23 protein-coding genes are annotated in these 24,111 nt (G+C 67.9%); 14 read left to right on the top strand and 9 right to left on the bottom strand.

Annotated elements, in window-relative coordinates; genetic code table 11:
- The first annotated feature begins 284 nt into the window (after positions 1 to 284).
- From cobN to GS4_RS20385, 5 genes are all read left to right on the top strand, one after another.
- On the top strand, positions 285 to 3,920 hold the full coding sequence (cobN, locus tag GS4_RS20405) for a cobaltochelatase subunit CobN (protein ID WP_007624158.1): 3,636 nt from the start codon (positions 285 to 287) through the stop codon (positions 3,918 to 3,920).
- Positions 3,921 to 4,067: 147 nt separating this feature from the next.
- The gene (locus GS4_RS20400; protein ID WP_007624156.1) at positions 4,068 to 4,589 is read left to right on the top strand and encodes an FxsA family protein; all 522 of its coding nucleotides are present in this window, start codon (positions 4,068 to 4,070) and stop codon (positions 4,587 to 4,589) included.
- Between the two features lie 36 nt (positions 4,590 to 4,625).
- Positions 4,626 to 6,266 (top strand): amidohydrolase, encoded by a 1,641-nt coding sequence (locus GS4_RS20395; protein ID WP_007624154.1) that lies wholly within the window; start codon positions 4,626 to 4,628, stop codon positions 6,264 to 6,266.
- Between the two features lie 176 nt (positions 6,267 to 6,442).
- Positions 6,443 to 7,996 carry an apolipoprotein N-acyltransferase gene (lnt, locus tag GS4_RS20390; protein WP_439644632.1) on the top strand — a complete coding sequence of 518 codons (1,554 nt, stop codon included), beginning with the start codon at positions 6,443 to 6,445 and terminating at the stop codon, positions 7,994 to 7,996.
- Complete coding sequence (locus GS4_RS20385) at positions 7,993 to 8,775, top strand: polyprenol monophosphomannose synthase (protein ID WP_007624152.1); 783 nt, start codon at positions 7,993 to 7,995, stop codon at positions 8,773 to 8,775. Before lnt ends, GS4_RS20385 begins: the two co-directional genes overlap by 4 nt.
- A 41-nt stretch (positions 8,776 to 8,816) precedes the next feature.
- Here the strand turns inward: GS4_RS20385 and GS4_RS20380 are convergent, their stop codons facing one another.
- On the bottom strand, positions 8,817 to 9,161 hold the full coding sequence (locus GS4_RS20380) for an RNA polymerase-binding protein RbpA (RefSeq protein WP_007624151.1): 345 nt from the start codon (positions 9,159 to 9,161) through the stop codon (positions 8,817 to 8,819).
- 202 nt (positions 9,162 to 9,363) lie between these two features.
- On the opposite strand from GS4_RS20380, the gene GS4_RS20375 reads away from it, so the two are divergent.
- Genes GS4_RS20375 through GS4_RS20365 form a run of 3 tightly spaced genes read left to right on the top strand, consistent with a single transcriptional unit; the run spans position 9,364 to position 11,772 of the window.
- Positions 9,364 to 9,645, top strand: a complete 282-nt coding sequence (locus tag GS4_RS20375; RefSeq protein WP_007624150.1) for a hypothetical protein — start codon at positions 9,364 to 9,366, stop codon at positions 9,643 to 9,645.
- Positions 9,642 to 10,796 (top strand): DUF475 domain-containing protein, encoded by a 1,155-nt coding sequence (locus tag GS4_RS20370; protein WP_007624149.1) that lies wholly within the window; start codon positions 9,642 to 9,644, stop codon positions 10,794 to 10,796. The genes GS4_RS20375 and GS4_RS20370 overlap by 4 nt, the downstream gene beginning before the upstream one ends.
- Positions 10,797 to 10,818: 22 nt before the next feature.
- A complete protein-coding gene (locus GS4_RS20365) occupies positions 10,819 to 11,772 on the top strand; it encodes an adenylate/guanylate cyclase domain-containing protein (protein ID WP_007624147.1) in 954 nt (317 codons plus the stop codon).
- Positions 11,773 to 11,814: 42 nt separating this feature from the next.
- On the opposite strand, the gene GS4_RS20360 is transcribed toward GS4_RS20365, so the two are convergent.
- On the bottom strand, positions 11,815 to 12,561 hold the full coding sequence (locus GS4_RS20360) for a hypothetical protein (RefSeq protein WP_245555788.1): 747 nt from the start codon (positions 12,559 to 12,561) through the stop codon (positions 11,815 to 11,817).
- A 315-nt stretch (positions 12,562 to 12,876) separates the two neighbouring features.
- Between GS4_RS20360 and GS4_RS20355 the strand changes: the two genes are divergently transcribed.
- On the top strand, positions 12,877 to 13,098 hold the full coding sequence (locus GS4_RS20355) for a DUF3263 domain-containing protein (RefSeq protein ID WP_040511271.1): 222 nt from the start codon (positions 12,877 to 12,879) through the stop codon (positions 13,096 to 13,098).
- 88 nt (positions 13,099 to 13,186) lie between these two features.
- The gene (locus GS4_RS20350; protein ID WP_007624141.1) at positions 13,187 to 14,152 is read left to right on the top strand and encodes an oxygenase MpaB family protein; all 966 of its coding nucleotides are present in this window, start codon (positions 13,187 to 13,189) and stop codon (positions 14,150 to 14,152) included.
- Between the two features lie 27 nt (positions 14,153 to 14,179).
- Here the strand turns inward: GS4_RS20350 and GS4_RS20345 are convergent, their stop codons facing one another.
- Entirely contained in the window at positions 14,180 to 15,340 is a 1,161-nt protein-coding gene (locus GS4_RS20345) for a T6SS phospholipase effector Tle1-like catalytic domain-containing protein (protein WP_007624140.1), read from the bottom strand.
- Positions 15,341 to 15,570: 230 nt separating this feature from the next.
- Here GS4_RS20345 and GS4_RS20340 point away from each other — a divergent pair, with 230 nt between their 5' ends.
- Both GS4_RS20340 and GS4_RS20335 read left to right on the top strand, forming a co-directional pair.
- A complete protein-coding gene (locus tag GS4_RS20340; RefSeq protein WP_007624137.1) occupies positions 15,571 to 15,849 on the top strand; it encodes a hypothetical protein in 279 nt (92 codons plus the stop codon).
- Entirely contained in the window at positions 15,846 to 16,622 is a 777-nt protein-coding gene (locus GS4_RS20335; protein ID WP_051989798.1) for a VOC family protein, read from the top strand. The genes GS4_RS20340 and GS4_RS20335 overlap by 4 nt, the downstream gene beginning before the upstream one ends.
- A 4-nt stretch (positions 16,623 to 16,626) precedes the next feature.
- Here GS4_RS20335 and GS4_RS20330 read toward each other — a convergent pair whose 3' ends face one another.
- The 6 genes from GS4_RS20330 to GS4_RS20305 all read right to left on the bottom strand — a co-directional run bounded on the left by GS4_RS20330 (position 16,627) and on the right by GS4_RS20305 (position 21,061).
- Complete coding sequence (locus tag GS4_RS20330; protein WP_007624133.1) at positions 16,627 to 17,454, bottom strand: SDR family NAD(P)-dependent oxidoreductase; 828 nt, start codon at positions 17,452 to 17,454, stop codon at positions 16,627 to 16,629.
- 30 nt (positions 17,455 to 17,484) lie between these two features.
- The gene (locus tag GS4_RS20325; protein WP_007624131.1) at positions 17,485 to 18,621 is read right to left on the bottom strand and encodes an FAD-dependent oxidoreductase; all 1,137 of its coding nucleotides are present in this window, start codon (positions 18,619 to 18,621) and stop codon (positions 17,485 to 17,487) included.
- Positions 18,618 to 19,520 (bottom strand): DUF1295 domain-containing protein, encoded by a 903-nt coding sequence (locus tag GS4_RS20320; RefSeq protein WP_007624129.1) that lies wholly within the window; start codon positions 19,518 to 19,520, stop codon positions 18,618 to 18,620. The genes GS4_RS20325 and GS4_RS20320 overlap by 4 nt, the downstream gene beginning before the upstream one ends.
- A 49-nt stretch (positions 19,521 to 19,569) precedes the next feature.
- The gene (locus GS4_RS20315; protein ID WP_007624127.1) at positions 19,570 to 20,061 is read right to left on the bottom strand and encodes a glutathione peroxidase; all 492 of its coding nucleotides are present in this window, start codon (positions 20,059 to 20,061) and stop codon (positions 19,570 to 19,572) included.
- Positions 20,062 to 20,164: 103 nt separating this feature from the next.
- The gene (locus GS4_RS20310; RefSeq protein ID WP_007624126.1) at positions 20,165 to 20,368 is read right to left on the bottom strand and encodes a hypervirulence associated TUDOR domain-containing protein; all 204 of its coding nucleotides are present in this window, start codon (positions 20,366 to 20,368) and stop codon (positions 20,165 to 20,167) included.
- A gap of 93 nt (positions 20,369 to 20,461) precedes the next feature.
- Positions 20,462 to 21,061, bottom strand: coding sequence for an NADPH-dependent FMN reductase (locus GS4_RS20305; protein ID WP_007624125.1), 600 nt, complete (start codon positions 21,059 to 21,061; stop codon positions 20,462 to 20,464).
- A 111-nt stretch (positions 21,062 to 21,172) separates the two neighbouring features.
- On the opposite strand from GS4_RS20305, the gene GS4_RS20300 reads away from it, so the two are divergent.
- Positions 21,173 to 22,012, top strand: a complete 840-nt coding sequence (locus tag GS4_RS20300; protein WP_007624124.1) for a helix-turn-helix domain-containing protein — start codon at positions 21,173 to 21,175, stop codon at positions 22,010 to 22,012.
- A 153-nt stretch (positions 22,013 to 22,165) separates the two neighbouring features.
- Positions 22,166 to 24,076 carry a Na+/H+ antiporter NhaA gene (nhaA, locus tag GS4_RS20295; RefSeq protein ID WP_007624123.1) on the top strand — a complete coding sequence of 637 codons (1,911 nt, stop codon included), beginning with the start codon at positions 22,166 to 22,168 and terminating at the stop codon, positions 24,074 to 24,076.
- Positions 24,077 to 24,111 lie beyond the last annotated feature (35 nt).

Raw genomic sequence — 24,111 nt, 5'->3', positions numbered from 1 at the left:
GTCGGCGGCGCTGTGGGTGCTGAACACACCGGGACAACGGTCGGTGGCCGACCGTTCCGTTCCGGGGTGTCCTGGTGTCCGGGTCACCGTTCCACCGTAGACCGCGCTGACCTAGGGTTGGACCACCGAGAGTCGCAGAAGCCGGTGCGAATCCGGCGCGGTCGCGCCACTGTGACGACCTCGGCACCGTCTGCCGGTGCCGCCCGGTCGGAGTCAGACCTCGCCTCTCGGCGCCGGCACGTTGTCGTCACACCATCCGGGCGCGAGACCCGGGGAGGAGCCCCATGATCCTGCTGCTGTCGACGTCGGACACCGACCTCGTCACCGCGCACGCCGCCGATGCCGAGTACCGCGTCGCGAATCCGTCCCGAGTCCTCGTCGACGAGATCCCCGAACTCACCGACGGCGTCGACCTGGTGATCGTTCGACTCCTGGGCGGTGTCCGGGCGTGGGAAGACGGTCTGACGGCGGTCCTCGACCGCGGTCTGCCGACTGTGGTGCTGTCAGGGGAGCAGCAACCGGATCCGGACCTGATGGCGTTGTCGACCGTGCCCACCGGTGTCGCAGCGGAAGCGCACAACTACCTCGCGGCCGGTGGTGTCGGCAACCTCGAACAGGTCCACCGGTTCCTGTCCGACACGGTCCTGCTGACCGGCTTCGGCTTCGAGCCGCCGCGCGAGACGCCTGGATGGGGCGTACTCGAACGCACCCCGACAGCCGAGGTCACCGACGACGCACCGACGGTGGCCGTCCTGTACTACCGCGCGCAGCATCTGGCAGGCAACACCCGGTACATCGACGCCCTCAGTGCAGCCATCGAGGCACGTGGCGGGCGGGCGCTCCCGGTCTTCTGCTCGTCGTTGCGGACCGCTCCCGACGACCTGATCGACCTTCTCTCGACCGCCGACACCCTCGTGGTCACGGTGCTCGCGGCAGGCGGCGCCACCCCGGCCACGGCGTCGGCGGGAGGCGACGACGAGGCATGGAACATCGAGCGTCTCGCCGCGCTCGACGTCCCGATCCTGCAGGGTCTGTGTCTGACCGGCTCCCGCGCCGACTGGGAGGCCACCGACGACGGTCTGTCCCCGCTCGATGTCGCGACCCAGGTCGCCGTCCCGGAGTTCGACGGGCGGATCATCACCGTGCCCTTCTCGTTCAAGGAGTTCGACGAGAACGGCCTGCCCTGGTACCAGCCCGACCACGAACGCTGCGGACGGGTGGCGGGCATCGCGCTGGCGCACGCCCGGCTGCGACGCACCGACGTCGGCGAGCGGCGGATCGCGATCATGTTGTCGGCGTACCCGACCAAACATGCACGGATCGGCAACGCGGTCGGCCTCGACACCCCGCGCAGCCTGTTGCGACTCCTCGCAGCCATGCGCGGTGCCGGCTACGACCTCGGTCCGGAGTCCGGTGACGACGCGATCCCCGGGCTGGCCGAGGACGATTCGGATGCCCTGATCCACGCGATCATCGCGGCCGGCGGGCAAGACGCCGACTGGCTGACCGAGGAAGCGTTGGCCGCCAACCCGATCCGCGTTCCCGCCGCCGACTACCGCGCATGGTTCGCCACCCTTCCCGCCGGTCTGCGGAGCTCGGTGGAGGAGCACTGGGGACCGGCGCCGGGCGAGCTCTTCGTGGACACGTCCCAGAACCCGGAGGGCGACATCGTCGTCGCCGCGTTGCCGTTCGGCAACACGGTGATCATGGTCCAGCCCCCGCGCGGGTTCGGGGAGAACCCCGTCGCGATCTATCACGATCCCGATCTGCCACCGTCGCACCACTATCTGGCGTCGTATCACTGGGTGGCCGCCGGTCACGCCGGCATCGACGACCCCATCAGCGGTTTCGGGGCGGATGCGATCGTCCACGTCGGCAAACACGGCAACCTCGAGTGGCTACCGGGCAAGACGCTCGGCATGTCGGCGGACTGCGGCACCGACGCCGCGCTGGGCGACCTGCCGCTGATCTACCCGTTCCTGGTCAACGACCCCGGTGAGGGCACCCAGGCCAAGCGGCGGGCGCACGCGGTCCTCGTGGATCACCTGATCCCGCCGATGGCGCGTGCAGAGTCCTACGGCGACATCTCGCGCCTCGAACAACTGCTCGACGAGCACGCCAACATCTCGGCGCTGGACCCGGCGAAGCTGCCCGCGATCCGACAGCAGATCTGGACGCTGCTGACAGCCGCGAAGATGGACCATGATCTCGGGCTGACCGAACGGCCCGACGAAGAGGTCTTCGACGACATGCTCCTGCATGTCGACGGATGGCTGTGCGAGATCAAGGACGTGCAGATCCGCGACGGACTACACGTTCTCGGTGAGGCGCCCGCCGACGACGCCGAGGTCGATCTCGTCGTCGCCATGCTGCGCGCGCGCCAGCTGTGGGGCGGGACGTCCGCTCTTCCCGGCCTGCGCGAGGCCCTCGGACTCGTCGAGGACGGCTCGGCCGCACGAGGCGACGTCGACGCTGTCGAGCACACCGCCCGGGAGTTGGTCGCGACGCTCGCGAAGTCCGAGTGGACCGAGGAGGCGGTCGATGCCGTCGCGGCCGGACATCCGGATGCGGTGGGGGATGTGCTGCGCTTCGCCGCACGCGAGGTGGTACCACGGCTGCGTCAGACCGATCTCGAGATCACCCGTGTCCTGCACGCGCTCGACGGGGGCTTCATCCCGGCAGGCCCCAGCGGCTCCCCGCTGCGTGGACTCATCAACGTCCTGCCGACCGGTCGCAACTTCTACTCGGTCGACCCGATGGCGGTCCCGTCGCGACTGGCCTGGGAGACCGGCCGGGCGATGGCCGACTCGCTGGTGGAGCGCTACCTCACCGACCACGGTCACCATCCGGCGTCGGTCGGTCTGTCGGTGTGGGGGACCAGCGCGATGCGTACCTCCGGCGACGACATCGCGGAGGTACTGGCGCTGCTCGGCGTGATGCCGGTCTGGGATGAGGCGTCGCGCCGGGTGACGAGGCTCGAGTTGATCGAACTCGAGGAGTTGGGACGTCCGCGCATCGACGTCACCGTGCGCATCTCCGGATTCTTCCGCGACGCGTTCCCCCACGTGGTCACCATGCTCGACGACGCGGTCGCCCTCGCCGCCGGTGCCGACGAGTCCGACGAGCAGAACTTCGTCGCTGCACACGTCCGCGCCTCGATGGCCGAGCACGGCGATCATCGTCGGGCCATCACCCGGGTCTTCGGCTCCAAGCCCGGCACCTACGGCGCGGGTCTGCTCCAGCTGATCGACTCCCGGCAGTGGCGCAGCGATGATGACCTCGCACGCGTCTACACCGAGTGGGGCGGGTACGCCTATGGGCGCGACCTCGCCGGGGTGCCAGCCGTCGACGACATGCGGGCGGCCTACAAGCGCATCGCGGTCGCGGCGAAGAACACCGACACCCGCGAGCACGACATCGCCGACTCCGACGACTACTTCCAGTACCACGGCGGCATGGTCGCCACGGTGCGCGCACTCACCGGTAGCGCTCCGGAGGCGTACATCGGCGACAGCACCCGACCGGACTCGGTGCGCACGCGGACCCTGTCGGAAGAGACCAGCCGGGTGTTCCGCGCCCGAGTGGTGAATCCTCGCTGGATCGCAGCGATGCAACGGCACGGATACAAGGGCGCGTTCGAGATGGCGGCCACCGTCGACTACCTCTTCGGCTACGACGCGACGACCGACGTCGTCGCCGACTGGATGTACGAGAAGCTGACCGAGGCCTACGTACTGGATGAGCAGAACCAGGAGTTCATGCGCGCCTCGAACCCGTGGGCCCTGCACGGTATCGCCGAGCGCCTGCTGGAGGCAGTCGAACGCGATCTCTGGCACGAGCCGCCGTCGGAGCTGCTCGACGGTCTGCGTCGGGTCTACCTCGAGGCCGAGGGCGATATCGAGGGCCGTTCAGAGTCGTGAGGTGGCCCGATCCGCGGTCGTCGGGGCCACGTCGTAGAGAAATTCGGCGAGATCGGGAGAAAAACGGACACCTCGGTCGTTGATCCCACAGATGCCCCGGCAGACCCCCGCGCGGGAACTGCGGGCGGCCACCACGAAAGGATCGGCATGCGACTGCTCTACGTCTTCGCCTACCTCGCCGTCGAGATCGGTGCGTTCGCGCTCATGGTCTCCACGCTCGGCTTCGGATGGGCGATCCTCATCACGCTGGCGGCCGGCCTGATCGGCATGATCATGCTGCAGCGCCAGGGCCGCAAGATCTTCGCCGAACTCCGTCAGGCCTCGCGCAACGAGGTCGATGCGCGCCGACCGTTGACCGACACCGCCCTACTGGCCGCCGCCACCGTGCTGCTGGTCGTCCCGGGGGTGGTCACCTCGGCTGTCGGCATCCTCGCGCTGCTGCCCCCGGTGCGCGCGGCGCTGCGCCCGGTCATCGCGGCGGTCGGTGCCCGCAAGTTCGTCGCCGCGATGAACAAGGCAGGCGTGGCCGCAGGGGGCACCATCGTCGGCGGCCCGATCGTGGACGGGACCGTGGTCGACGGCTCGCCCGCCGATCGGGCCCGGCGGACCGACACCACCGGTTCGGCGGCGTCCGAGGTGATCATCGGCGAACTCCCGCGGGGGCGTTGACGCGCGGGCCGTCCGGGCAGGGCAGACTGGTCGATCGTGACGACTGAACTGCTGGTGGGCGGCGTGGTGTACGCGCCGGGTGCGCCGGACGCGACGGCGATGGCGGTCTCCGACGGTCTGGTGGTCTGGGTCGGCTCCGACGATGTCGGCCGCACGCTGCATCCCGATGCAACGGTCACTGACCTCGACGGCCGGTTCGTCGCCCCCGGATTCGTCGACTCCCACGTCCACCTGACCTCGACCGGTCTCGCGATCGACGGACTGACCCTCAACGAGGCGGTCGACCGTCGTGACTGCCTGGCATCCCTGGCGGCCGCTGCAGCGGCCCTTCCCGACGGTGAGCTCCTGTGGGGTCTGGGCTGGGACGACTCGTCCTGGACCGGGACCGAACCCGACGACCGGCGACACCCGACGACTGCGGAGGTCGACGAGGTGGTCGGCAATCGCCCGGTGTACCTCGCCCGCGTCGACGAACATTCGGCCATCGCGTCGTCGGCGCTGCGCCGACTCGTCCCCGGACTGTCGGCGGAACCGGGTCACCACCCGGACGATCCGCTGGTCGCCGAGGCACATCACCGGGTCCGTGGAGCCGCGCGCCAATTGCTGACCGCCGCCCAGCGCGAGCGAGCCCAACGGCGTTCACTCGACCACGCCGCCGCCAACGGTGTCGTCGCGGTTCACGAGAACGGCGGACCCGACATCAGCGGGATCGACGACTTCCTCGCGCTCGCCGACCTCGATCATCCGGTGGAGGTGCGTCGCTACTGGGGACAGACGGTCGAGAGCGCAGACCACGCGCACGAACTGATGGCCATCACCCACGCACACGCCCTCGGCGGCGACCTGTTCGTCGACGGTGCGATCGGATCGCACACCGCCTGGTTGTCGGCGCCCTACACCGATGACCCGACGCGAACCGGCATCAGTTATCTCGGTTACGAGCAGATCCTCACCCAATTGCGTGCCTGCAGTGAGGCGGGGGTGCAGACCGGATTCCATGTCATCGGCGACGGCGCGACGGAGTCGGTGGTGGCGGCATTCGCTGAGCTCGCCGACTCGATTGGCACGCCGGCGCTGGCCAGGCACGCGCATCGGCTCGAACACGCCGAGATGGTCACCTCCGAGCATGCCGAGGTCCTGGCGCGATGCGGTGCGGTGGCCAGTATGCAACCGTTGTTCGACGCCGCCTGGGGAGGGCCCGGCGATCTGTACGAACAGCGTCTGGGGACCGACCGCGCGGCAACTCTCAACGACTTCGCGATGTTGGCCAGAGCCGGTGTGGGACTTGCTTTCTCATCCGATTCCCCGGTGACCGCGGTCGAGCCGTGGGCGACTGTCCGCGCGGCCGTGCACCACCATCAACCGCGCAATGCGATCTCCGCTCGCGGTGCATTCGCGGCGGCCACCCGTGGCGGCTGGCGCGCCGGCGGTGTCAACGACGGCCTCACGGGCACGCTCGCGCCCGGCGCACCGGCGAGTTACGCCATCTGGGAGGTCGACGATCTCGTCGTCGGCGGGTCGCATGAGAGCGTCCAACGGTGGTCCACGGACCCGCGCTCACGGGTTCCTGCACTGCCCGACCTCACGCCTGGAGCCAAGCTGCCCCGCTGTGTGCGGACCGTTCACCGCGGGCGTGACCTGTACGACGCCGGTCAGGGAGTCGGGGAGCGCTCATGACCTGCGCGGGGGCCGGGCCCGACCACCGGGGTGGCGAGCACCCTGGTGAGCGCGCGGACAAACACGATCTGACCGATCCGGCGGAGCGTCACACTGCGGAGCCGATCGGGTCCGCTCGCCGTCGACAGCTGATCGTGTTCGTCCGCACCGTCGTGGCAGCTCTCGCCGGTTGTGCGATGTACACGGCGTTCCCGCCCCGGACGTGGTGGTTCATGGCCGTCGTGGCCGCAGCGCTGTTGTTCGCCGCGATCAGCGTCGGGCGACCGCGGGTGCGGACCGGCGCCTGGCTCGGTTTCGTGTTCGGACTGGCCTTCTTCATCCCGTTGCTGCCGTGGATCGGGGTCTACGTCGGCCCGCTGCCGTGGCTCGCGCTCGCCGTCGTGCTCGCGATCTACCTGGCCGTGTTCGGCGCGATCGCCGTCCTGACCATGCGGCTACCTGTCCCACCCGTCTGGTTCACGCTGACCTGGGTCCTCATCGAGGGAGTCCGATCGGCGTTCCCGTTCGGGGGCTTCCCGTGGGGGCGCGCCGCGTTCAGCCAGGTCGACGGACCGCTGCTGCCGCTCGCCGCGATCATCGGCGCCCCGGGACTCTCGGCGGCCGTCGCGCTGTTCGGTGCATCCCTGGCGTGGCTGATCCAGGTGGTCGTCGAGCGAACTCGCGACCCGCGCCGGTCCGCCGCCCGACCGGCAGCGATCGCCGTCGTGCTGGCCCTGCTGGGACCGATGGCGGCCATCGCCCTGACCCCGGCAACCGTCGACCGGACGGTCGCACAGTCGTCCACGCGAATCGCGGTGATCCAGGGCAACGTTCCCCGGCTGGGACTCGATTTCAACGCGCAGCGTCGGGCAGTGCTGGACAACCACGTACGGCAGACCTTCGCGCTGGCCGACTCGGTTCGGTCCGGCCGCGCCGAACAGCCCGACCTGGTGCTCTGGCCGGAGAACGCCTCTGACATCTCACCGCTGACCAATCCCGATGCCGCCGAAGAGATCACCGCCACATCGGTGTCGGTGGGTGCACCGATCCTGGTGGGCACGCTGGTCTCCAACCCGGACGGCAGACCGACCAACACCGTGCTGGTGTGGGACGGGGACCGCGGCCCTCAAGCGCGCTACGACAAGCACATCATCCAACCGTTCGGTGAGTACCTGCCGATGCGCGAGTTCTTCCGCCTCTTCTCGCCGTACGCCGACATGGCAGGCAACTTCCGGCCGGGCAGTGGTCGCGCGGCCGTGTCCGTGCCGGGGCGGTCGGGGACCGTCGAGGTCGGTATCGCGACCTGCTGGGAGGTCGCATTCGACAGCGCCACCCGCGACGCAGTCGACGACGGTGCTCAGCTGCTGTACGTGCCGACCAACAACGCGACCTTCGGTCGGACCGACATGACATACCAGCAATTGGCGATGTCGCAGGTACGGGCCGTCGAACACGGGCGTGCGGTCGCAGTGGCGGCCACGAGCGGGGTCAGCGCCATCATCGAGCCGGACGGCATGATCGCCTCACGGACCGGTATCTTCACACCAGCCGTGCTGGCTGCACGGCTGCCACTGCACGAGGACCGGACCATAGCGACGCGCCTGGGACCGTGGCCGGAACGGGCGGCGATGCTGGTCGCGGTGGTGGGCCTTTTGGTCGCGCTGTCGCGGCGTACTAGGTTCGTCGGGGGACCGAACGCCCGACGCGCCGCGTCGGATCGGACCGAAGTGCTGAACGAAGGAGCTCGATGACATCGGGGAGTGGACCGGACCAGCAGGTCGTCGGCGCTGATGGCGCACGCGCGCTGGTCGTTATCCCGACGTACGACGAGCGCGAGAACCTGCCGCTGATCGTCTCTCGGCTCCATGCCGCGTTGCCCGGGGTGCACGTCCTGGTCGTGGACGACTCGAGCCCCGACGGCACCGGCGAGGTCGCCGACGCTCTGGCCGCGGCAGACGATCGCATCCAGGTCATGCACCGGGTCGAGAAGGACGGTCTGGGCAAGGCTTATCTCGCCGGCTTCGCCTGGGGGCTCGACCACGAGTACCAGGTCATCATCGAGATGGATGCCGATGGCAGCCACGCTCCGGAGCAGCTGCACCGGCTGCTCGACGCGGTCAACGCCGGCGCCGACCTCGCGATCGGATCGCGCTACGTACCCGGCGGGTCGCTGGTGAACTGGCCGAAGCGTCGTGAATTCCTGTCCCGCGGTGCCAACACCTACGCCCGCTTCGCCCTGGGCTCGTCGGTGCGCGACATCACTGCTGGATTCCGTGCCTACCGACGGATCGTCTTGGAGAAGATCGCCCTCGACACCGTCGAGTCGGCGGGCTACTGCTTTCAGATCGACCTCGCTTGGCGCACCATCCGCGCCGGATTCGACGTCCGGGAGGTTCCGATCACCTTCACCGAACGTGAGATCGGTACATCGAAGATGAGCGGCGGCGTGATGACCGAGGCGTTTCTGATGGTCGCGCGATGGGGGCTGGAGAGCCGCCGTGAAAAGATCAGCGGCCGCCGCCGGGTCTGAGACCACGGACGACGGCCGCTGACGGCACGATCGCGTTCAGATCAGTTCGTCACGCCTTTGCGACGCTGCTTGAGCAGGTCCAGCCGCTCGTTCAGCAGGACCTCGAGCTCTTCCTCGGACCGCCGCTCGAGCAGCATGTCCCAGTGCGTACGCGGAGGCTTGGTCTTCTTCTCCTCCGGCTCGGCACCCTCGAGGATGGTGCCCTCCATACCGTTCTTGCACGGCCACTTGGAAGGGACCTCGGCGTCGTCGGCGAACGGGACGTCGAAGATCTCGCCGTTGTCGGTCTTGTACTGGACGATCCGACGTGGTGCGAGGTCGTGGTCGCGATCGGTCTCGTAGCTCACCGCACCGAGACGGCTACCTCGAAGCACTCGATCTGCCATGGGTGTTTCCTCTCAACATTCCGTAGCTGAACAGAACCATTCTACGCGTTGTCGCGGGATGCTCCGACACACCGACCCGCGGGTCGACCCGACACCCGTGAGCACCCGACCGGACGCGGTCGTGTGCGCCGGGTACGGTCGGAGCGTGGAACAGGTCCGGAGTCGCCGACGCCCCTACGCGTGCGCATGGTGTGGGAGCTCGATGGTCGACTCGGAACTCGGTCGGCGCCGCAAATACTGCAAACGCTCGTGTCGACAACGCGCCTACGAGCAGAGAGCGCTCACGGATGGCACTTCTATTCCCGCGGACGCGGTGATCCTCAGCGCGGCGGAGGCCACGGCGTTCGGTGACCGCATGTTCGAGCTGCGCTGCGCGGCGGAGGACATCGCGACTGCGGTGGCCGAGAAGGCCGACCACGACACGCTGGCGCAGTTGACCGACGAACTCCTGGGCCGCGCACGCGATGCGGAGCGACTCCGGTGATCGCCCGCATCTTCGGGCTGTCGATCGTCATCTCGATCGCCGCCCTGGTCGTCGCATTCGTGTACCAGAGCTGGACGGGCCTGGCGCTGTGCGCGATCCTCGGCATCCTCGAGATCTCGCTGTCCTTCGACAACGCCGTCATCAACGCCACGATCCTCGAGCGGATGAGCGAGTTCTGGCAGAAGATGTTCCTCACCGTCGGTGTGCTCATCGCCGTCTTCGGGATGCGGCTGCTGTTCCCGTTGGCGATCGTCTGGGTGACCGCAGGACTCAACCCGGTCGAAGCCTTCCGTCTGGCGATGAACCCGCCTGCCGGCGGTGCCGAGGCGTTCGCCGACGGCAGCCCGAGTTACGAGACCATCCTGCATGAGGCGCATCCGCAGATCGCGGCGTTCGGCGGGATGTTCCTGCTCCTGCTGTTCCTCAACTTCGTTCTCACCGACCACGAGAACACCTGGCTGTCGTGGCTGGAGCGTCCGCTCGCTGCGATCGGGCGGGTCGACCAGCTCTCGGTGGCCATCGCGGCGACCAGCCTGGTACTCGTCGCCGAGTTCCTGGCCGATGACACCCATCGGTCGACCATCCTCATCGCCGGCATCCTCGGCATGGTCACCTACATCGTCGTCGACGGTCTGAGTTCGCTGTTCCAGCGTGAGCAACCCGGAGTCGACCATTCCGAGGAGTCCGACACCGCGTCGGCCGACGGCTCGGCGCAGCGTGCCTCGGGGCCGTCAGCGGTGACCAAGGCTGCCGGACGTGCCGGGTTCTTCCTGTTCCTCTATCTCGAGGTCCTCGACGCCTCGTTCTCGTTCGACGGGGTGGTCGGCGCCTTCGCCATCACCGCGGACCCGATCATCATCGCGCTCGGACTCGGGTTCATCGGAGCGATGTTCGTCCGGTCCATCACGATCTTCCTCGTACGGCAGGGCACGCTTGCCGAGTACCGCTATCTGGAGCACGGCGCCCACTGGGCCATCGGCGCCCTCGCAGTCATCTTGCTGCTGAGCGTCAAGGTCGAGATCAACGAGGTGGTCACCGGACTCGTCGGTGTCGCCTTCATCGGCGCGGCCCTGATCAGCAGTATCGGTGCCAACCGACGGGATCGGGCGAACGGTGTCACCGAGGACGCGGCGGTGTCGGTTCCGCGATGAGCGGGGCCACTAGACTCATGGCGTGACCGGAGCCGACGACTCGACACGTGACCGCGATCGCGCCGGTGTCTCGGAGCCCGGTCCGACCGACGACGATGCGACATCCGCCGCGGACGGCCCGGACGAACCTTCCGCAGCGAACGATGGGACCGGTGGGTCGACCCGTCGTCGGGGCGACCGTCTTCCCGTCCGACGCGACGATCCCGACCGTCCCGGACCCGGGCGCCGGATGGCCGACCTGCTGGCCCGCACCGACTCCAGCGCCGGGGTCGTCAAGGCGGCTCGCGCGGCACGAGATCTGATCCCGCACAATGAGAACCCGATCACCGGGCCCCGTGCATCCGACCGCGTGGCACGCCTCATCAGCGAGTCCCGACCCGAGAAGCCCAGTGCCATACGGGAGCTCGGTCTCGCATCGGTGCAGGTGTGGCAGGCGCTGGTGACCGGACGACGTCGGCAGTCCGACCGCACCCCGGTCCCCGCCACCATCCTGTTCACCGACCTCGTCGGGTTCTCAACGTGGGCCCTGCATGCCGGAGACGACCAGGTGCTCCGACTCCTGCGTGACGTCAACGACGTCACCGAGAACATCGTGCGTAGACGCGGCGGGCGCATCGTCAAACACCTGGGCGATGGGACGATGGCCGTGTTCGTCGACGGTGTCGAGGCGATCGAGGCCGGTCACGAGGTGATCGTCGCCGTGAGTGCGCTGACGGTCGGGGACTACCGGCCACAGCTGCGAGCCGGTCTCCACACCGGCGAACCGCGAGCGGTCGGTGACGATTTCCTCGGTGTCGATGTGAACATCGCCGCTCGGGTCGCGGCAGCCGCGGGAGCCGGTGAGCTGTTGGCCAGCGGAGCGACCGTCGAGGCCGCCGGCGCCGATCGGTATGCCACTCGTCGCAGGCGATTCCGCGCCAAGGGGGTACCGCGCGACATCGAGGTGTTCGCCGTCGTGCCCCGCTACTCCGACTGATCGATCCCTGACCTCAGGAGTGGTCGACGCAACGGACCCGCATCAGGCCTCCGGTGTGGGCTCGGCCAGGGCTGCTGCTTCCTTCTCCCGCTCACGGGACGCTCGTAGCTGGCGTCCGCGACGTCGATACCGCCAGATGAAGTAGCCCATCAACACCGCGAACAAGACGCCGACGACCGCACCCCAGAGCGAGGCTCCGCGGAATCCCGGTGCATCGACGTCGAGGATGCGCTGACCTGCGTGCGATCCGTTTCCGCGGCCGACCACGACCGCGAGCGACAGGAGATTGGGGATGGCGACGATGATGCCCGCGATCCCGAACACGATCGCCGGGACGTTGCGGAGGCGTCCGCGGTTGACCACCGCGAGCGTGAACAGGAGCAGCGGCACGAAGGTACAGACGATGCCCAGCACCAACCCGGTACCGATGCCGCGGCTGAAGGACCCGTCCACCCGCTGACCGATCTGCTGCGCCCACCACCGAGGCAGGAATGCCTCGAGGATGAAGTACGCGATCACCAGCAGCGCGATGGCGATCAGCACCGCGACGACACGCTTGGCGACCGAGTTGGCCCGATCGCCGATGGTGCGGCGGGCAGCGGGATCATCCGAGGGGGATGCTGCCACGCCGGCCGCCGGGTCCTCGGACGGATGGTTCGCGTCGTGGTCGACGAGGGGCGTCGGCCGACCGATATCCGGCGACGGACCGGCCGCCGGCGGATCGGTGCTCGTCGGCACGGTGGTTTCTCGTGGATCGTTCGGCCCGTGCGGGGTGACGTCTGCTCCCATGAGCTGAGTGTAGGCCCGTGTCGGACACGGCAACCCTGTCGCGCCGGTAGCAGAGATTCACCATGTCTGCACTCCTGCCGATCTCCGGCGCCCGGATCTCCACAGTCGGGCTCTCGCTCGGACCGGCCACGAACTGGTGGTTCACCAGAGTTCGGCGCGCGGGCGAACAGAATTGTGTTCTTCGTCGCTCTCGGGGTGTACCAATGGAGATCGCAGGTCGCGGTGGACAGCCCGTTCCACATCGTCGGCCCGGTGTACACGGCTCTTCGGCAGGATTCGCGCGCGGATCCGCGGCGGTTTCGGGATGTGGTTTCGGTGGATGACAAGCAGCAGCAGATGATCGACTTCGAGCGGCACTGGTACCCACTCGGGGGCGGGTCGACCGATGAGATCGGAGCCCAATTCGGGCTCACCGATCGGGATTTCTTCGCCCAGGTCGGCCGGCTCGTCGACGATCAGCCGCCGTCGGCCCTGACCGCTGCGGAGCTCCGTCGGATGCGTGGTGTCATCCGCCGCCGACTCTGGATGGCTCGCTGACCTCTTCGTTCGCCGATCGGCTCGACGCACCCCCATCGACGCGCTAATCTGATCACACCTGTTTCCTGATGGATTGGTGGATGGTCTGATGACACTCGCGGAGGCACCCGACACCACGGAGCCGTTGATCGCCCATGACGACTCCGAGATCGAGCTCATCCCACCGGACTCGCTGACCGCGGAGTTGACCGGGCATTTCACCTTCCTCCCGGTCAACGGCGCGGCGTTCGTCATGCAGGTGATGCTCCCTGTGATCGGGGATGTGGTCGGGGAGTACTCGATCTTCCGTACGGATCCCCTCGGACGGGCCGTTCGCTCTGTGGACTCGGTGCTGCGATGGGTCTACGGCGGACCGGAGGCGATCGAGGAGGGCAAGCGTCTGCGCGCGATGCATCGGCCGCTGCAGATGCGCAACGCCGAGGGCAAGCACATCAGTGCCCTCAACCCGGAGGCGTATCAATGGGTGATCGCGACCGCCTTCCCGACCACACTCAGCGCGGGACCACTCGTCATCGGTCGACACTTCGACCAACGTGAACAGCAGGAGATCTTCCGGGACAACCGTCGGATCGCGAAGATCGTCCAGGTCCCGATGCGGGGATACCCGGAGAGCATCGCGGAGTTCAGCGAGTACTTCGACGACTTCGTCGAGAACAAGCTCGTCGCACACCCGGTCGCACTCGAGTTGCTCGACCAGATGCAGGCCGCGCCTGCCCTCCCTCGGTCGGTACCCCGAGCCGTTCGCCGACCCCTCACCTCGATCGCGCGCATCGCGAGCGTGCCGCTGCAGAGGCTCAACTACCTGACGACCGTGGGGGTGATGGACCCGCGGGTCCGCGAGATCCTCGGGGTCACCTGGACAGACGGCGAGCAACGCGAACTCGAGCGCATCCACACGGTGATCCGTGGCTCGTATCGTGTTCTGCCCGAGAGGCTCACGTACTTTCCGCTGGCCTATCACGCCCGTCGGCACCATGCCGCCATCCAGGCGATGAAGCGCCGCGAGACCAAAGGGGCGGCGTACCGGGTGAGCGGGAACGGCTGCCCCGCATAGGGGTCGAGACGCGTTCGCTCACGTCGTTCAGCGCTGCCAGCTGTCGTCGAGCCAGTCCTCGTCGAACACGGTGGTCGACCCCAGGTGCGACGCGTACCCGGGGTGGTGCTCTCTACGGACGGCGACGGACGGATGGATGCACGCCTGCCGGGCGGATCGTCGACGGTAGGTGGCCAACACCCAGACACGGCTGTTTCGATGAACCGGGGCGATCGCCCAGGTGCTCTGCGTCCGCGTCGGCAGTTCACGCAGCTCGGCCTTGGCTCGGAGGTCGATGCCGGCCGCGTGCGCGCCCCGGAGGATCCAGAGCAGGCTGATGTCTCCCAGCGCATCGCGGGTGAAGCCGCCCCCGACGTCGGAGTGGACCCCCGCGAACCAGGCCTCCTGGATCGCCGTGGTCTGGACCAGCCGCTCCCGGTACGGGCGCCGACGTTCGTCGATGGAGACCGCGTGGCGTCCGGCTCGCACGTTCTGCAACGTGTCGGAGTTCGCGAACGACAGTGAGCGCCGCAGGATTCCGGGGGCGTTCACCGTGTCCCACAGACCCATGTAGGCGATCGGGACAGAGAACGAGTCCACCAACTTGTCATCGGGTTGGGTGGGCTGGCGGCACACGGTCCGCTGGAACTCCTCGACCTCGGCTTGGTCCTTGTCCGTCCACTTTCCCCGACCCGCATAGTTGCCGATGGCGTACTGGATCAGGTTCTCCGACGAGCGGCGAGGGATGCCCACGGTGTGCAACAACCCCGCGAGGGCCCGTGCGGTGAACGCTCCTCGGCTGAAGCCGAAGATGAAGATGCGGTCTTCGGGCTCCCAGTTGTTCATCAGGAAGGTGTAGGCCTCGGCGAGGTTGGTCTTGAGCCCCAGACCGAAAGCGCGGCCCAGCATCTTGGAGGCGAAGCGCCCCGGAGCCGACCACACCCGCGTGGAGGCGAAGGTACCGACCCCGGGATCGTAATAGGCCAGTTGCCGCCCCTCGGTGAAGTCGATCGCCCGGAAGAGCTTGACCACGTTGGTGTTACGTCCGACCACGATCTGGTTGGCCGTACCGTCCAGGCACATCACGATGTTCTTGCCGGCACGCGCCGGGGGGTCGGCCGGGACCGACGTCGCCATCGCGGCGTCGTCGGTCTCGGCGACCGTGATCGTGGACGGATCGGTCAGTCGATCGTTCTCGGTGGGAGACATCAGGACTCCTCTCGGCGGCCCGACGCCCGCCTGATGCACCCAGTATGGGGCGATCGCCGTCGGTCAGCACGAGTGTTGCGCTACTCGGCCACACCGCCTGCCGCTACTCGCCGGATCGTGGACGTACGTACTTCGATCGTGGATCGGCGACTAAGCCCGAGTAGCATCGGGCCGAACCGACCATCACCGGCGACCGCGTTCACCTCGCGCGACCGGCACCGCAGAGAGGGATGCACGTGCCGTTCTCCGACGACGAACTCGAGGAGTTCTATCGCCGGATCGAGGCACGGACGGCAGCACAGGTCGGTCGTCGGGTACCTCGTCATCGGCGACCTCTGCTCGCGTGTCCGACCCCGGACAAAGAGGCGTACCGCGACGAGGAGTCCGCGAGGTCAGGTGTGTACCGGATCCGCGAGCGATCTCGTGGCGATCTCCGACTCCGCATCTATCACTGCGCCTGCGGTTCGTGGCACATCACCAGCAGTCCCGACCTCTGGTTCCGGCGATGACCGCATCGAGCGTGCCGGGTCGGCTCGACGCGCCGACCATCGTTCTGCACGCGACTGACCCGGCCGTGAATGCGGCTGCCTACCGGGTGTTGTTCGGCAGTCCGCCGGCCGGCGATGCGCTCGGCAGTGACACGCCGTTCGAACTCACCCTCGGTGGGGCGACGGTGCGCGTCCAGTCCGGTACCGCACCATCCGCCGGCGGTACGGCTGCCAGCCGGACTGTCGATCGGCTGCAGTTCGACACCGTCGACCTGCCGGCGGCAGAGCGTCTCCTGGCCCGCCGAGGTGTGCCGATCGACATCTCCGAACGCGGCGACCTGGTGCTCGGTGACCACCCGGCCCTCGGGGTCGGTTCGCCGACCGCCCATCACGAAGGTGGGTCACCCGATGCCGAACTGACCGGGATCGATCACGTCGTGGTCGCGGCACGCTCGGCCCAGACGGCGACCGCGGTCTTCGGCGGCCTGCTCGGACTCGACTTCCGTCTGCGCCAGCAGCCGTTCGAGGGTGTCGACCAGTTGTTCTTCCGGAGCCCGTCCCTGGTGGTGGAAGTCGTGGTGTCGACACAGGCGGTGCCCGACTCCGAGTTCGAGATGTGGGGCGTCGCATGGTTGTCGACGGACCTCGACCGCACCCATCGCCGACTTGCCGACGCGGGCGTCCCGACGTCGGAGATCCGACCCGGCCACCAGCGGGGCAGTCGGGTCCTCACGGTGCGAGATCGATCGCTGCTGACCCGAACACTGGTCATCGAGAAGGGATCTCGCTCCTGACCGATCAGGTGGCCTTCGCGACCAGCTTGCCGACGGTGGACGGGGTAACGAGGTCCAACACACGCAGCGGAAATACATAGAGTGGTTCGACCACCTCGGGGCGAGCCTCGAGTGCGTGCAGAATCCATTCCGACGCGGTCTCGACGGGTAACGCCGGCACGTCGTCGTACTGTGCTGTCGGTGCGATCATCGGGGTCCGGACCAGGGGGAAGTTCACGTTCGTCACCGCCACGCCGGTACCGTCGAGCTCCGCTGCCAGACTTCGACCGAACGCTGCCAGCGCGGCCTTGGTGGCGTGGTAGCCGGCGAACCGAGGCATCGCACCTGCCGTGACACCCCAGGTACAGACGTTGACGATGTGGCCGCGTCCGCGATCGATCATCCCGGGCAACAATCCGACGGTCAGCTCCACCGCACCGAAGTAGTTGAGGTCCATCATCCGGCGGTAGTCGTGCGTACGGTCGACAGTGTCGACGACGCTGCGTCGGATGGATCGGCCCGCATTGTTCACCAGCGCGTCCACCGGTTCGTCGCGGAGCCGGTCGAGCAGTCGGCCACGATCGTCGGGATCAGCGAGATCGCAGGTCAGCGGGGTGGCAGTGGCGCCGAGGACACCGGCTTCCGTCACCACCTCGGCGAGGTCGTCTGCACGTCGGGCGACCACGATCAGGTCGGCACCCGCCGCGGCGAGGTCGAGGGCGAGCTGTCGACCTATCCCCGACGTCGCCCCGGTCACGAGGATCGTCGATCCCCGGAGGTCGTGTCGTGCACGCGAACCCACGCGGACGGTTCGGTCGAGTAGCGCATCGGTCACGCGGCGTCGGATGTCCATCACGCTATTGTGCGGGCGTGGTCGGGAGCGTCAGCGGTCGGGGGAGGTCCCGCCGGTTCGCCGACGGATGCCGCGATAGATGATCCGACGCACGATCACCGGTTGCAGCACGGTGTCGACACTCCAGGACGGCAGTCGGAACGCCGGGCCGTTCGGCGCGAAGATCTGCAGGCCGTCCGGCTGCGTCCCGAGCACTGAACCCCACCGTCGGCGCGGTGCGCGGTACGAGCCGAGTCGTCGCCCGGCGAGCGCTGCACGGATGTTGCGAGCGAGGAGTTTGTCGGCGCGGTTGCGCGCCGACGAACGGAGGGGATCGGTCGCGGCTACGTCACCGATCGCAAAGATCTCGTCGTGGCCCGGCACCCTGAGGTCGGCGCCCACGCGGACGAAGCCATCGTCGTCGAGGAGTGTGGACGGCACCCACGCGGTGTTCGGCCGTACCCGTCCGATCGCCCAGAGCACCGCGTCCGCGGTCGCGTCCGGCTGCCCGGTGCTCCAGGTGACCGGGTCGTCGGTGATCTCCGTCAACTCGGAGTCGGCCGGGATCAGGGCGCGGTGTCCAGGATGAAGACCGACGCCGCGATCGCGCAGGATTCGTTCGACCCGACGCCAGGTCCGCGGATGATGCTGGGGGAGGGCTCGGTCTCCCGGGAAGTAGAGATCCAGCCGGGTCGACGGCCATCGCTGCGCCAGGTTGGCAGCACTGCTCACCGCTGCGGCACCGCCGCCGATCACTGCGATCGAGTGGGCCGAGGCCAGTCGGTCGTGGACGCTGCGTAGTTCGGCATCGACCTGCCCCGAGGTCTGCAGAGTCGGGCGACGCCAGAACCCGTTGCTGACACCCGTCGCGATCACGAGGATGTCGTACGACTCCTCCTCGATCGTGCCGTCCGGCAGGCGAACCGACAGTCGTCGGCAGTCGATGTCGAGGCCGGTGACGTCACCGTGCACCGTGCGCACCCCGTCGAGTCCGCGGTAACGGTCGAAGGAAACCCAGTAGTCACGCGACCACCGGTCGGGCCGACTCAATCGTGTGCCGAGCTCTTGGCCGCTGACCAGCCCGGGTTTGACCGAGACCCCGACCACCTCGGCATGGCGGGCCAGATGGATGGCCGTCAGCAGGCCACTGTCCCCGAGTCCCGCGACGACGACCCGGGGACGTGTCACGCGGACACCCGTCGGGGTGGCCTCGGCACGAACTTCGGAACCCGGTCGACCACTCCCTGGTAGTCAGGTCGCCGCTCGAGGCTGCGGTCCTCCATCATCGGGATGCTCGCACCGAGGAACATCGCCAGCATGGCAACCGCCCCGATGAACAACCACCAGGCGTCACCGGGCACCGTCGCCACCCCGAAGAGGGCCAGCGCACACCAGAAGGCGAACTCACCGAAGTAGTTCGGATGACGCGACCACGACCAGAGCCCGTGGTCCATGACCTGACCGGGCCGACGGTCGCGGCTGAACGCGCGAAGCTGCGCGTCCGCGACATACTCGAGCGCGACAGCTGAGAATCCCACGGCGGCCGCGATCCCGGCGAGCCAAGCCAGCTCGACGGAGTCGTGGGTCACCGCTACATAGACCGGAAGCATGCCCAGGAACACCTGCAGCGTCGGGACGAGATGGATACCGCCGAGGTCGGCGACGACCTCGGCTCGCCCCGCGCGACCCCGGAGCAGGGGATAGCGCCAGTCCTCATGGTGCAGACCGGGAAACGAGATGGCCCAGTTCGCCGTCAACCGGACGGCCCAGACGCCGACGACGGCAGCGACCAACCAGCAGTGGACGGCGTCGATACCGACGTCGCCGGCTGCCCACCAGTAGATGAGCAGCAGCGGCGGCACCACACTCCAGTAGGCGTCGTAGAAGCTGGAGTTCCCGAAGGCGCGACTGAAGGCGAAGATCACCAATGTGCCGATGATGTCGGCGATCAGGGCGTCGAGCCAGAGCCGATCGGTCGTGGGGCCCCACCACAGCCAGGCCGCAGCCACCGCAAGCGCGACCAGGTAGGCGATTCCGACCCAACCGAAGGACGCCGCGCGACTCCTCGGAACCGTTGTCTCGTTCACCGTCCCGATACTTCCATCTCGGACCCGCGCTCGGGTCGAGATCGGTTGCTCAGAGGTACTTCTCGATGGTTCCGCCCAGCTTCTCGGGCTTGGTGGTGGGCGCGAAGCGGTCGACGACCTGACCGTTCTTGTCGACCAAGAACTTGGTGAAGTTCCACTTGATCCGACCGCCGAGCAGACCGCCCTTCTGGCTCCTCAACCAGGCGTACAGCGGGTGGGCGTCGTCGCCGTTGACGTCGATCTTCGCGAACAGCGGGAAGGTGACGTCGTAATTGAGTGAACAGAAGTTCTTGATCTCCTCGGCGTCACCCGGCTCCTGATGCGCGAACTGATCGCACGGGAAACCGAGGACGCGCAGCCCACGGTCCTGGTAGTCGCGGTTCAAGGTCTCGAGTCCCTTGTACTGCGGGGTGAAGCCGCACTGCGACGCCGTGTTGACGATGAGCAGGGGGTGACCCTGATACCCCGACAGCGGGACGGGCTTGCCGTCGATGTCGTCGGCGGTGAAGTCGTAGGCGGTGAGTTCGCCGGAAGGTGTCATGTGTGTCCTTCGGTACGGTCCGTGGCCCGGATGGGATCCCGGCCAGAGTACCGGCGTCGAGCACGGCCGGCGGTGCCGAGCACCCACCCGGCCCGTCGTCAGCCTATTTCTTCGTCAGCGACGACTCCTTGTGAGCGGCACGCGATCCGGTCTTGTCCGACTCGACGATCCAGTACGGGTCGTCGGAGCTGGCGCGGAACTGCTGCCCCTCGAAGGTGAAGTCGGATGTGCGCTTTTCCACCGCGGTTCCCTCGGTGGTGCCCTGCGAGGTGTTCCACTGGACGGTGTCGTGTTGCGTGATTGCCATGGCCTTTGATGCCCAAATCCTCCGATGCACAAACTTCGTCGCCGGCCGGACGTGGCGCAGCCACGCGTCGAGGCCCGAAGGTCCGGGAAGGGGTCACCCCGGGTAGGGCGCCGCCTCGCGCGCATTCCGCAATGCCGGAGCCCACCAGGCCAGGCGGTCGAGCGTCGCCGTGATCGCGACCTCGGTCCCGGGGTCGGTGGGTGCGCCATCGGACCACGCGGTGAAGTAGTTGACCAGGGCGACCGAATCCCGCAGTGGCACAGCGTGTAGCTCCACCAGGACGTTCTCGAGATGGAGCGCTGCGTGCCGGCCACCGGCCGCCCCGCCGTAACTGGCGAATGCCACAGGACGTGCGGCCCACTGCGTGAAGTGCCAGTCGATTGCGGCCTTCAACGATGCTGGATAGCTGTGGTTGTACTCGGGTGTCACCAGCAGGATCGCATCGGCCCGTTCGAGTGCCCGGGTGAGCGGTGCCATCCCGGCGGGTCGCGGATAGTCGGAGCCCGCGATCTTGGGCGATGACGCCGGTAGAGCCAGCGGTAACTCGATGTCGGCGAGGTCGACGACCTCGACATGGAATCCGTTGTGCCGGCGGGCCCGGTCTGCGACCCAGCTGCCGAATTCGGCGCCGAAGCGTCCCTCGCGGACGCTCGCGATGACGATGAGAAGGGTGGGTGTCGATGTATCGGTCATTTCTCGAGCCAAGTCCGATCCCGTCATCCGGACCAGTCCGGGATGAGGCTGGCTCCCGCAGGGCCAGGCTGATGGCTCCCGGCGTGGTCCCGGCCGGACTACCGTGGGCACGTGGCCTCCCCACTCGGTGACTTCCTGCGTGCCCGGCGCGATTCAACCGCCCCTGAAGCGGTGGGGCTTCCGCCGACATCGCGTCGGCGTGCGCCGGGGTTGCGACGCGCCGAACTGGCGACGAGGGCGGGGATCAGTGTCGAGTATCTGACCCGGATCGAGCAGGGGCGCGACCGCAACCCGTCCGTGCAGGTGGTCAACGCACTTGCGGACGCCTTGGCATTGGACGTCTCCGAAAGCGAGCACCTCCGCTACCTGACGAAGATCACCGGCGGGGCGTGCATTGGACACCGCGGCGAAGGCCACCCGACGAGGTCCGTGCGGCCGCCGGTGCTACGCACTCTCAACCTGCTCGAACCGGGCGTTGCCATGGTGACCAACAGGCTCGGCGACGTCCTCGCGCACACTGATGCCTTCGCTCGTGTGATGCGGCCGTCCGGTCTGCTCGACGAGCAAGAACCGAATATGACCCGGCATCTGTTCGTCGATGACCGAGCGAAGCGGTTCTTCCTCGACCGTGACGAGGTCGCTGACCATCAGGTCTTCGATCTCCGTCTCGGCCCCTCGGAATCTGCATCGGCGTGGTTCGTCGCAGACCTGACCGAGCGGGCCGGTGACGACTTCGCCGCGCGTCTGAGCAGGCACCTGCCGCCTCCGGACGTGCCCTGGCGCCTCGCACATCCCTCGGCGGGAACCCTGACCTTCGAGCGAGAGACCTTGCATCTGCCGAGCACTGATGCCCAAGAGATTGTCGTGCTGCTTCCCGCCGATGCGGCGACCGAACGTGGGATGGCCATTCTGCTCGACGGCGCACTCCCACGTCCGTTGCGGGTCGGCTGATCGGCGGACCTCGGCGAGAGTTCTCCACCACGCACACCGGAGCAGTCGTGGGTGAGAGGTGTTGGGGGATGATGGAGCCGCTCACTGTGACGTCGGCGTTGGAAGAAGTGCCGGGCCCGCGGCGTTCGGTGTGAGCGGAGCAGCAGTCGAGGAGTGGCCCTCGCTGTCGATGAGTTCGAGGAGTCGCGGGTGTTCGGTGTGGGTAAGACAGGCGACGGGCCACCTGCAACGGCGGTGACTCCGATCCATCGACTGACGTCATACGTGCGCACCGAGTCCGGGAGCGCGGTTCTGCTCGTCGTGGTCTCGGTGATCGCGCTGGTCTGGGCGAACTCTCCGGTCTCTGCGTCCTACGTCGACCTGTGGCATACACCGATGTCGGTACGAGTCGGCGACTACGGCATCGACATGGACCTACACCACTGGGTCAACGACGGTCTGATGGTCGCGTTCTTCTTCCTGATCGGTCTGGAGGTCCGTCAGGAGTTGGCCGTCGGATCGCTGCGCGATCGCAGTCGCGCGCTGGTCCCGCTGGTCGCCGGGGTGCTGGGCGTCGCATTGCCTGCGCTGATCTATCTCGCGATCGCCGGACGTGAAGCCCCGCAGGGCTGGGGTGTCGTCGTCGGCACCGACACCGCGTTCCTCCTCGGTGTGCTCGCGATGGTCGGGCCGGCCATGTCCAACCAACTCCGGGTCTTTCTGCTGACCCTGACCGTCGTCGATGATTTCCTGGCGGTGTCCATCATCGGTGTCGTCTACACCGACGACCTCCGATGGGGTCCGCTGGTCATCGCATTGCTCGCCCTGGTCTGCCTGTGGCTGCTGTCGCGAACGGCCGAGTGGCGCAGTGCGCCGTACGTCGGAATCGTCATCGTCCTCTGGATCGCGACGCTGGAATCGGGCATCCATCCGTCACTTGCCGGCATGGCCGCCGGGCTCCTGGTGCCCGCCTTCGCGACCGAGCGGTATGAGGTCGAGAATGCGAAACGTCTTTTCCGTGACTACTGGCAGTCGCCACAAGCGGCGGTCGCACGCACCGCTCGGCGTGGTCTGGCTCGCTCGATATCGGTCAACGAGCGCCTGCACGACGTCCTGCGGAGCCCTGTCTCGCTGTTCGTCGTCCCGGTCTTCGCGCTGGCCAACGCGGGGATCGATCTGCGCGGCGGCGTGCTGAGCGCATCGCTGACCTCCACCATCACCTGGGGAGTGGTTCTCGGGCTGGTGATCGGCAAGCTCGTGGGTATCGCCCTCGGGACCTGGGCGGCCATCCGATTGGGCCTGGGGCGGCTGCCCGACGGCGTCGGGCGCGGAAGCGTGCTCGGCGGCGCAGCCCTGTCCGGCATCGGGTTCACCGTGTCGCTGCTCATCGTCGGCCTCGCCTTCACGGACACGCGGCAGGCTGGGATGGCGACGGTCGGCGTACTCGTCGCTATGGTGCTGGCCGGATCGCTCGGCTGGCTGATCTTCACCAGGGCGCGGGTCCGGTGGGGTGAGACGTCCGCCGACCTGCCGACCATCTTGGAGCCCCCGGTGAACCTCGACCTCGATCACGTCCGCGGACCGGCCGAAGCAGCGCTGACCGTGGTCGAGTACATGGACTTCGAGTGCCCGTTCTGCGCGAAGTCGACCGGGATGTGGACCGACGTCCACGGACACTTCGGCGATCGTGTCCGCTACGTGGTCCGGCACCTGCCGCTACACGATTACCACCCGCACGCCCACACCGCCGCACTCGCTGCCGAGGCAGCCGCCGAGCAGGGGCGCTTCTGGGAGATGCACGACCTGCTCTTCGCCCATCAGCACGCGCTCGAACTCACCGACCTCGTCGGTTACGCCGACGATCTCGGACTGGATGTCGAGCAGTTCATCGTCGACGTGGACAGCCCCGAGGTCGCCGAGCGTGTCGGCAGGCACGAGGCCAGTGCAGTGGCCAGCGGTGCAGTCGGCACCCCGACCTTCTTCCTCAACGGCACCCGGCACCGCGGACCCCACGACGCACGAACGCTCATCGCCGCGCTGGAAGAGATCGAGACGGAGATGTCGGCGGCACGTCGCCGATCGTGACGCGGACGCACGGTAACCGGCCCGGAGGACCGATT

The organism is Gordonia soli NBRC 108243 (assembly GCF_000334455.1).
Taxonomy (GTDB): domain Bacteria; phylum Actinomycetota; class Actinomycetes; order Mycobacteriales; family Mycobacteriaceae; genus Gordonia; species Gordonia soli.
Note: the sequence above shows the minus strand (reverse complement) of the source record. Positions and strands in the feature narration are given on the sequence as shown.

Excerpts from the sequence above, each read along its gene's own strand:
- GS4_RS20360 (WP_245555788.1), bottom strand. The coding sequence starts at position 12,561 with ATGGGAGCAGACGTCACCCCGCACGGGCCGAACGATCCACGAGAAACC.
- GS4_RS20375 (WP_007624150.1), top strand. The coding sequence starts at position 9,364 with ATGGTCGACTCGGAACTCGGTCGGCGCCGCAAATACTGCAAACGCTCG.
- cobN (WP_007624158.1), top strand. The coding sequence starts at position 285 with ATGATCCTGCTGCTGTCGACGTCGGACACCGACCTCGTCACCGCGCAC.
- GS4_RS20330 (WP_007624133.1), bottom strand. The coding sequence starts at position 17,454 with ATGGACATCCGACGCCGCGTGACCGATGCGCTACTCGACCGAACCGTC.
- GS4_RS20350 (WP_007624141.1), top strand. The coding sequence starts at position 13,187 with ATGACACTCGCGGAGGCACCCGACACCACGGAGCCGTTGATCGCCCAT.
- GS4_RS20345 (WP_007624140.1), bottom strand. The coding sequence starts at position 15,340 with ATGTCTCCCACCGAGAACGATCGACTGACCGATCCGTCCACGATCACG.
- GS4_RS20380 (WP_007624151.1), bottom strand. The coding sequence starts at position 9,161 with ATGGCAGATCGAGTGCTTCGAGGTAGCCGTCTCGGTGCGGTGAGCTAC.
- GS4_RS20400 (WP_007624156.1), top strand. The coding sequence starts at position 4,068 with ATGCGACTGCTCTACGTCTTCGCCTACCTCGCCGTCGAGATCGGTGCG.
- GS4_RS20315 (WP_007624127.1), bottom strand. The coding sequence starts at position 20,061 with ATGACACCTTCCGGCGAACTCACCGCCTACGACTTCACCGCCGACGAC.
- GS4_RS20385 (WP_007624152.1), top strand. The coding sequence starts at position 7,993 with ATGACATCGGGGAGTGGACCGGACCAGCAGGTCGTCGGCGCTGATGGC.
- GS4_RS20340 (WP_007624137.1), top strand. The coding sequence starts at position 15,571 with ATGCACGTGCCGTTCTCCGACGACGAACTCGAGGAGTTCTATCGCCGG.
- lnt (WP_439644632.1), top strand. The coding sequence starts at position 6,443 with ATGTACACGGCGTTCCCGCCCCGGACGTGGTGGTTCATGGCCGTCGTG.
- GS4_RS20310 (WP_007624126.1), bottom strand. The coding sequence starts at position 20,368 with ATGGCAATCACGCAACACGACACCGTCCAGTGGAACACCTCGCAGGGC.
- GS4_RS20305 (WP_007624125.1), bottom strand. The coding sequence starts at position 21,061 with ATGACCGATACATCGACACCCACCCTTCTCATCGTCATCGCGAGCGTC.
- GS4_RS20335 (WP_051989798.1), top strand. The coding sequence starts at position 15,846 with ATGACCGCATCGAGCGTGCCGGGTCGGCTCGACGCGCCGACCATCGTT.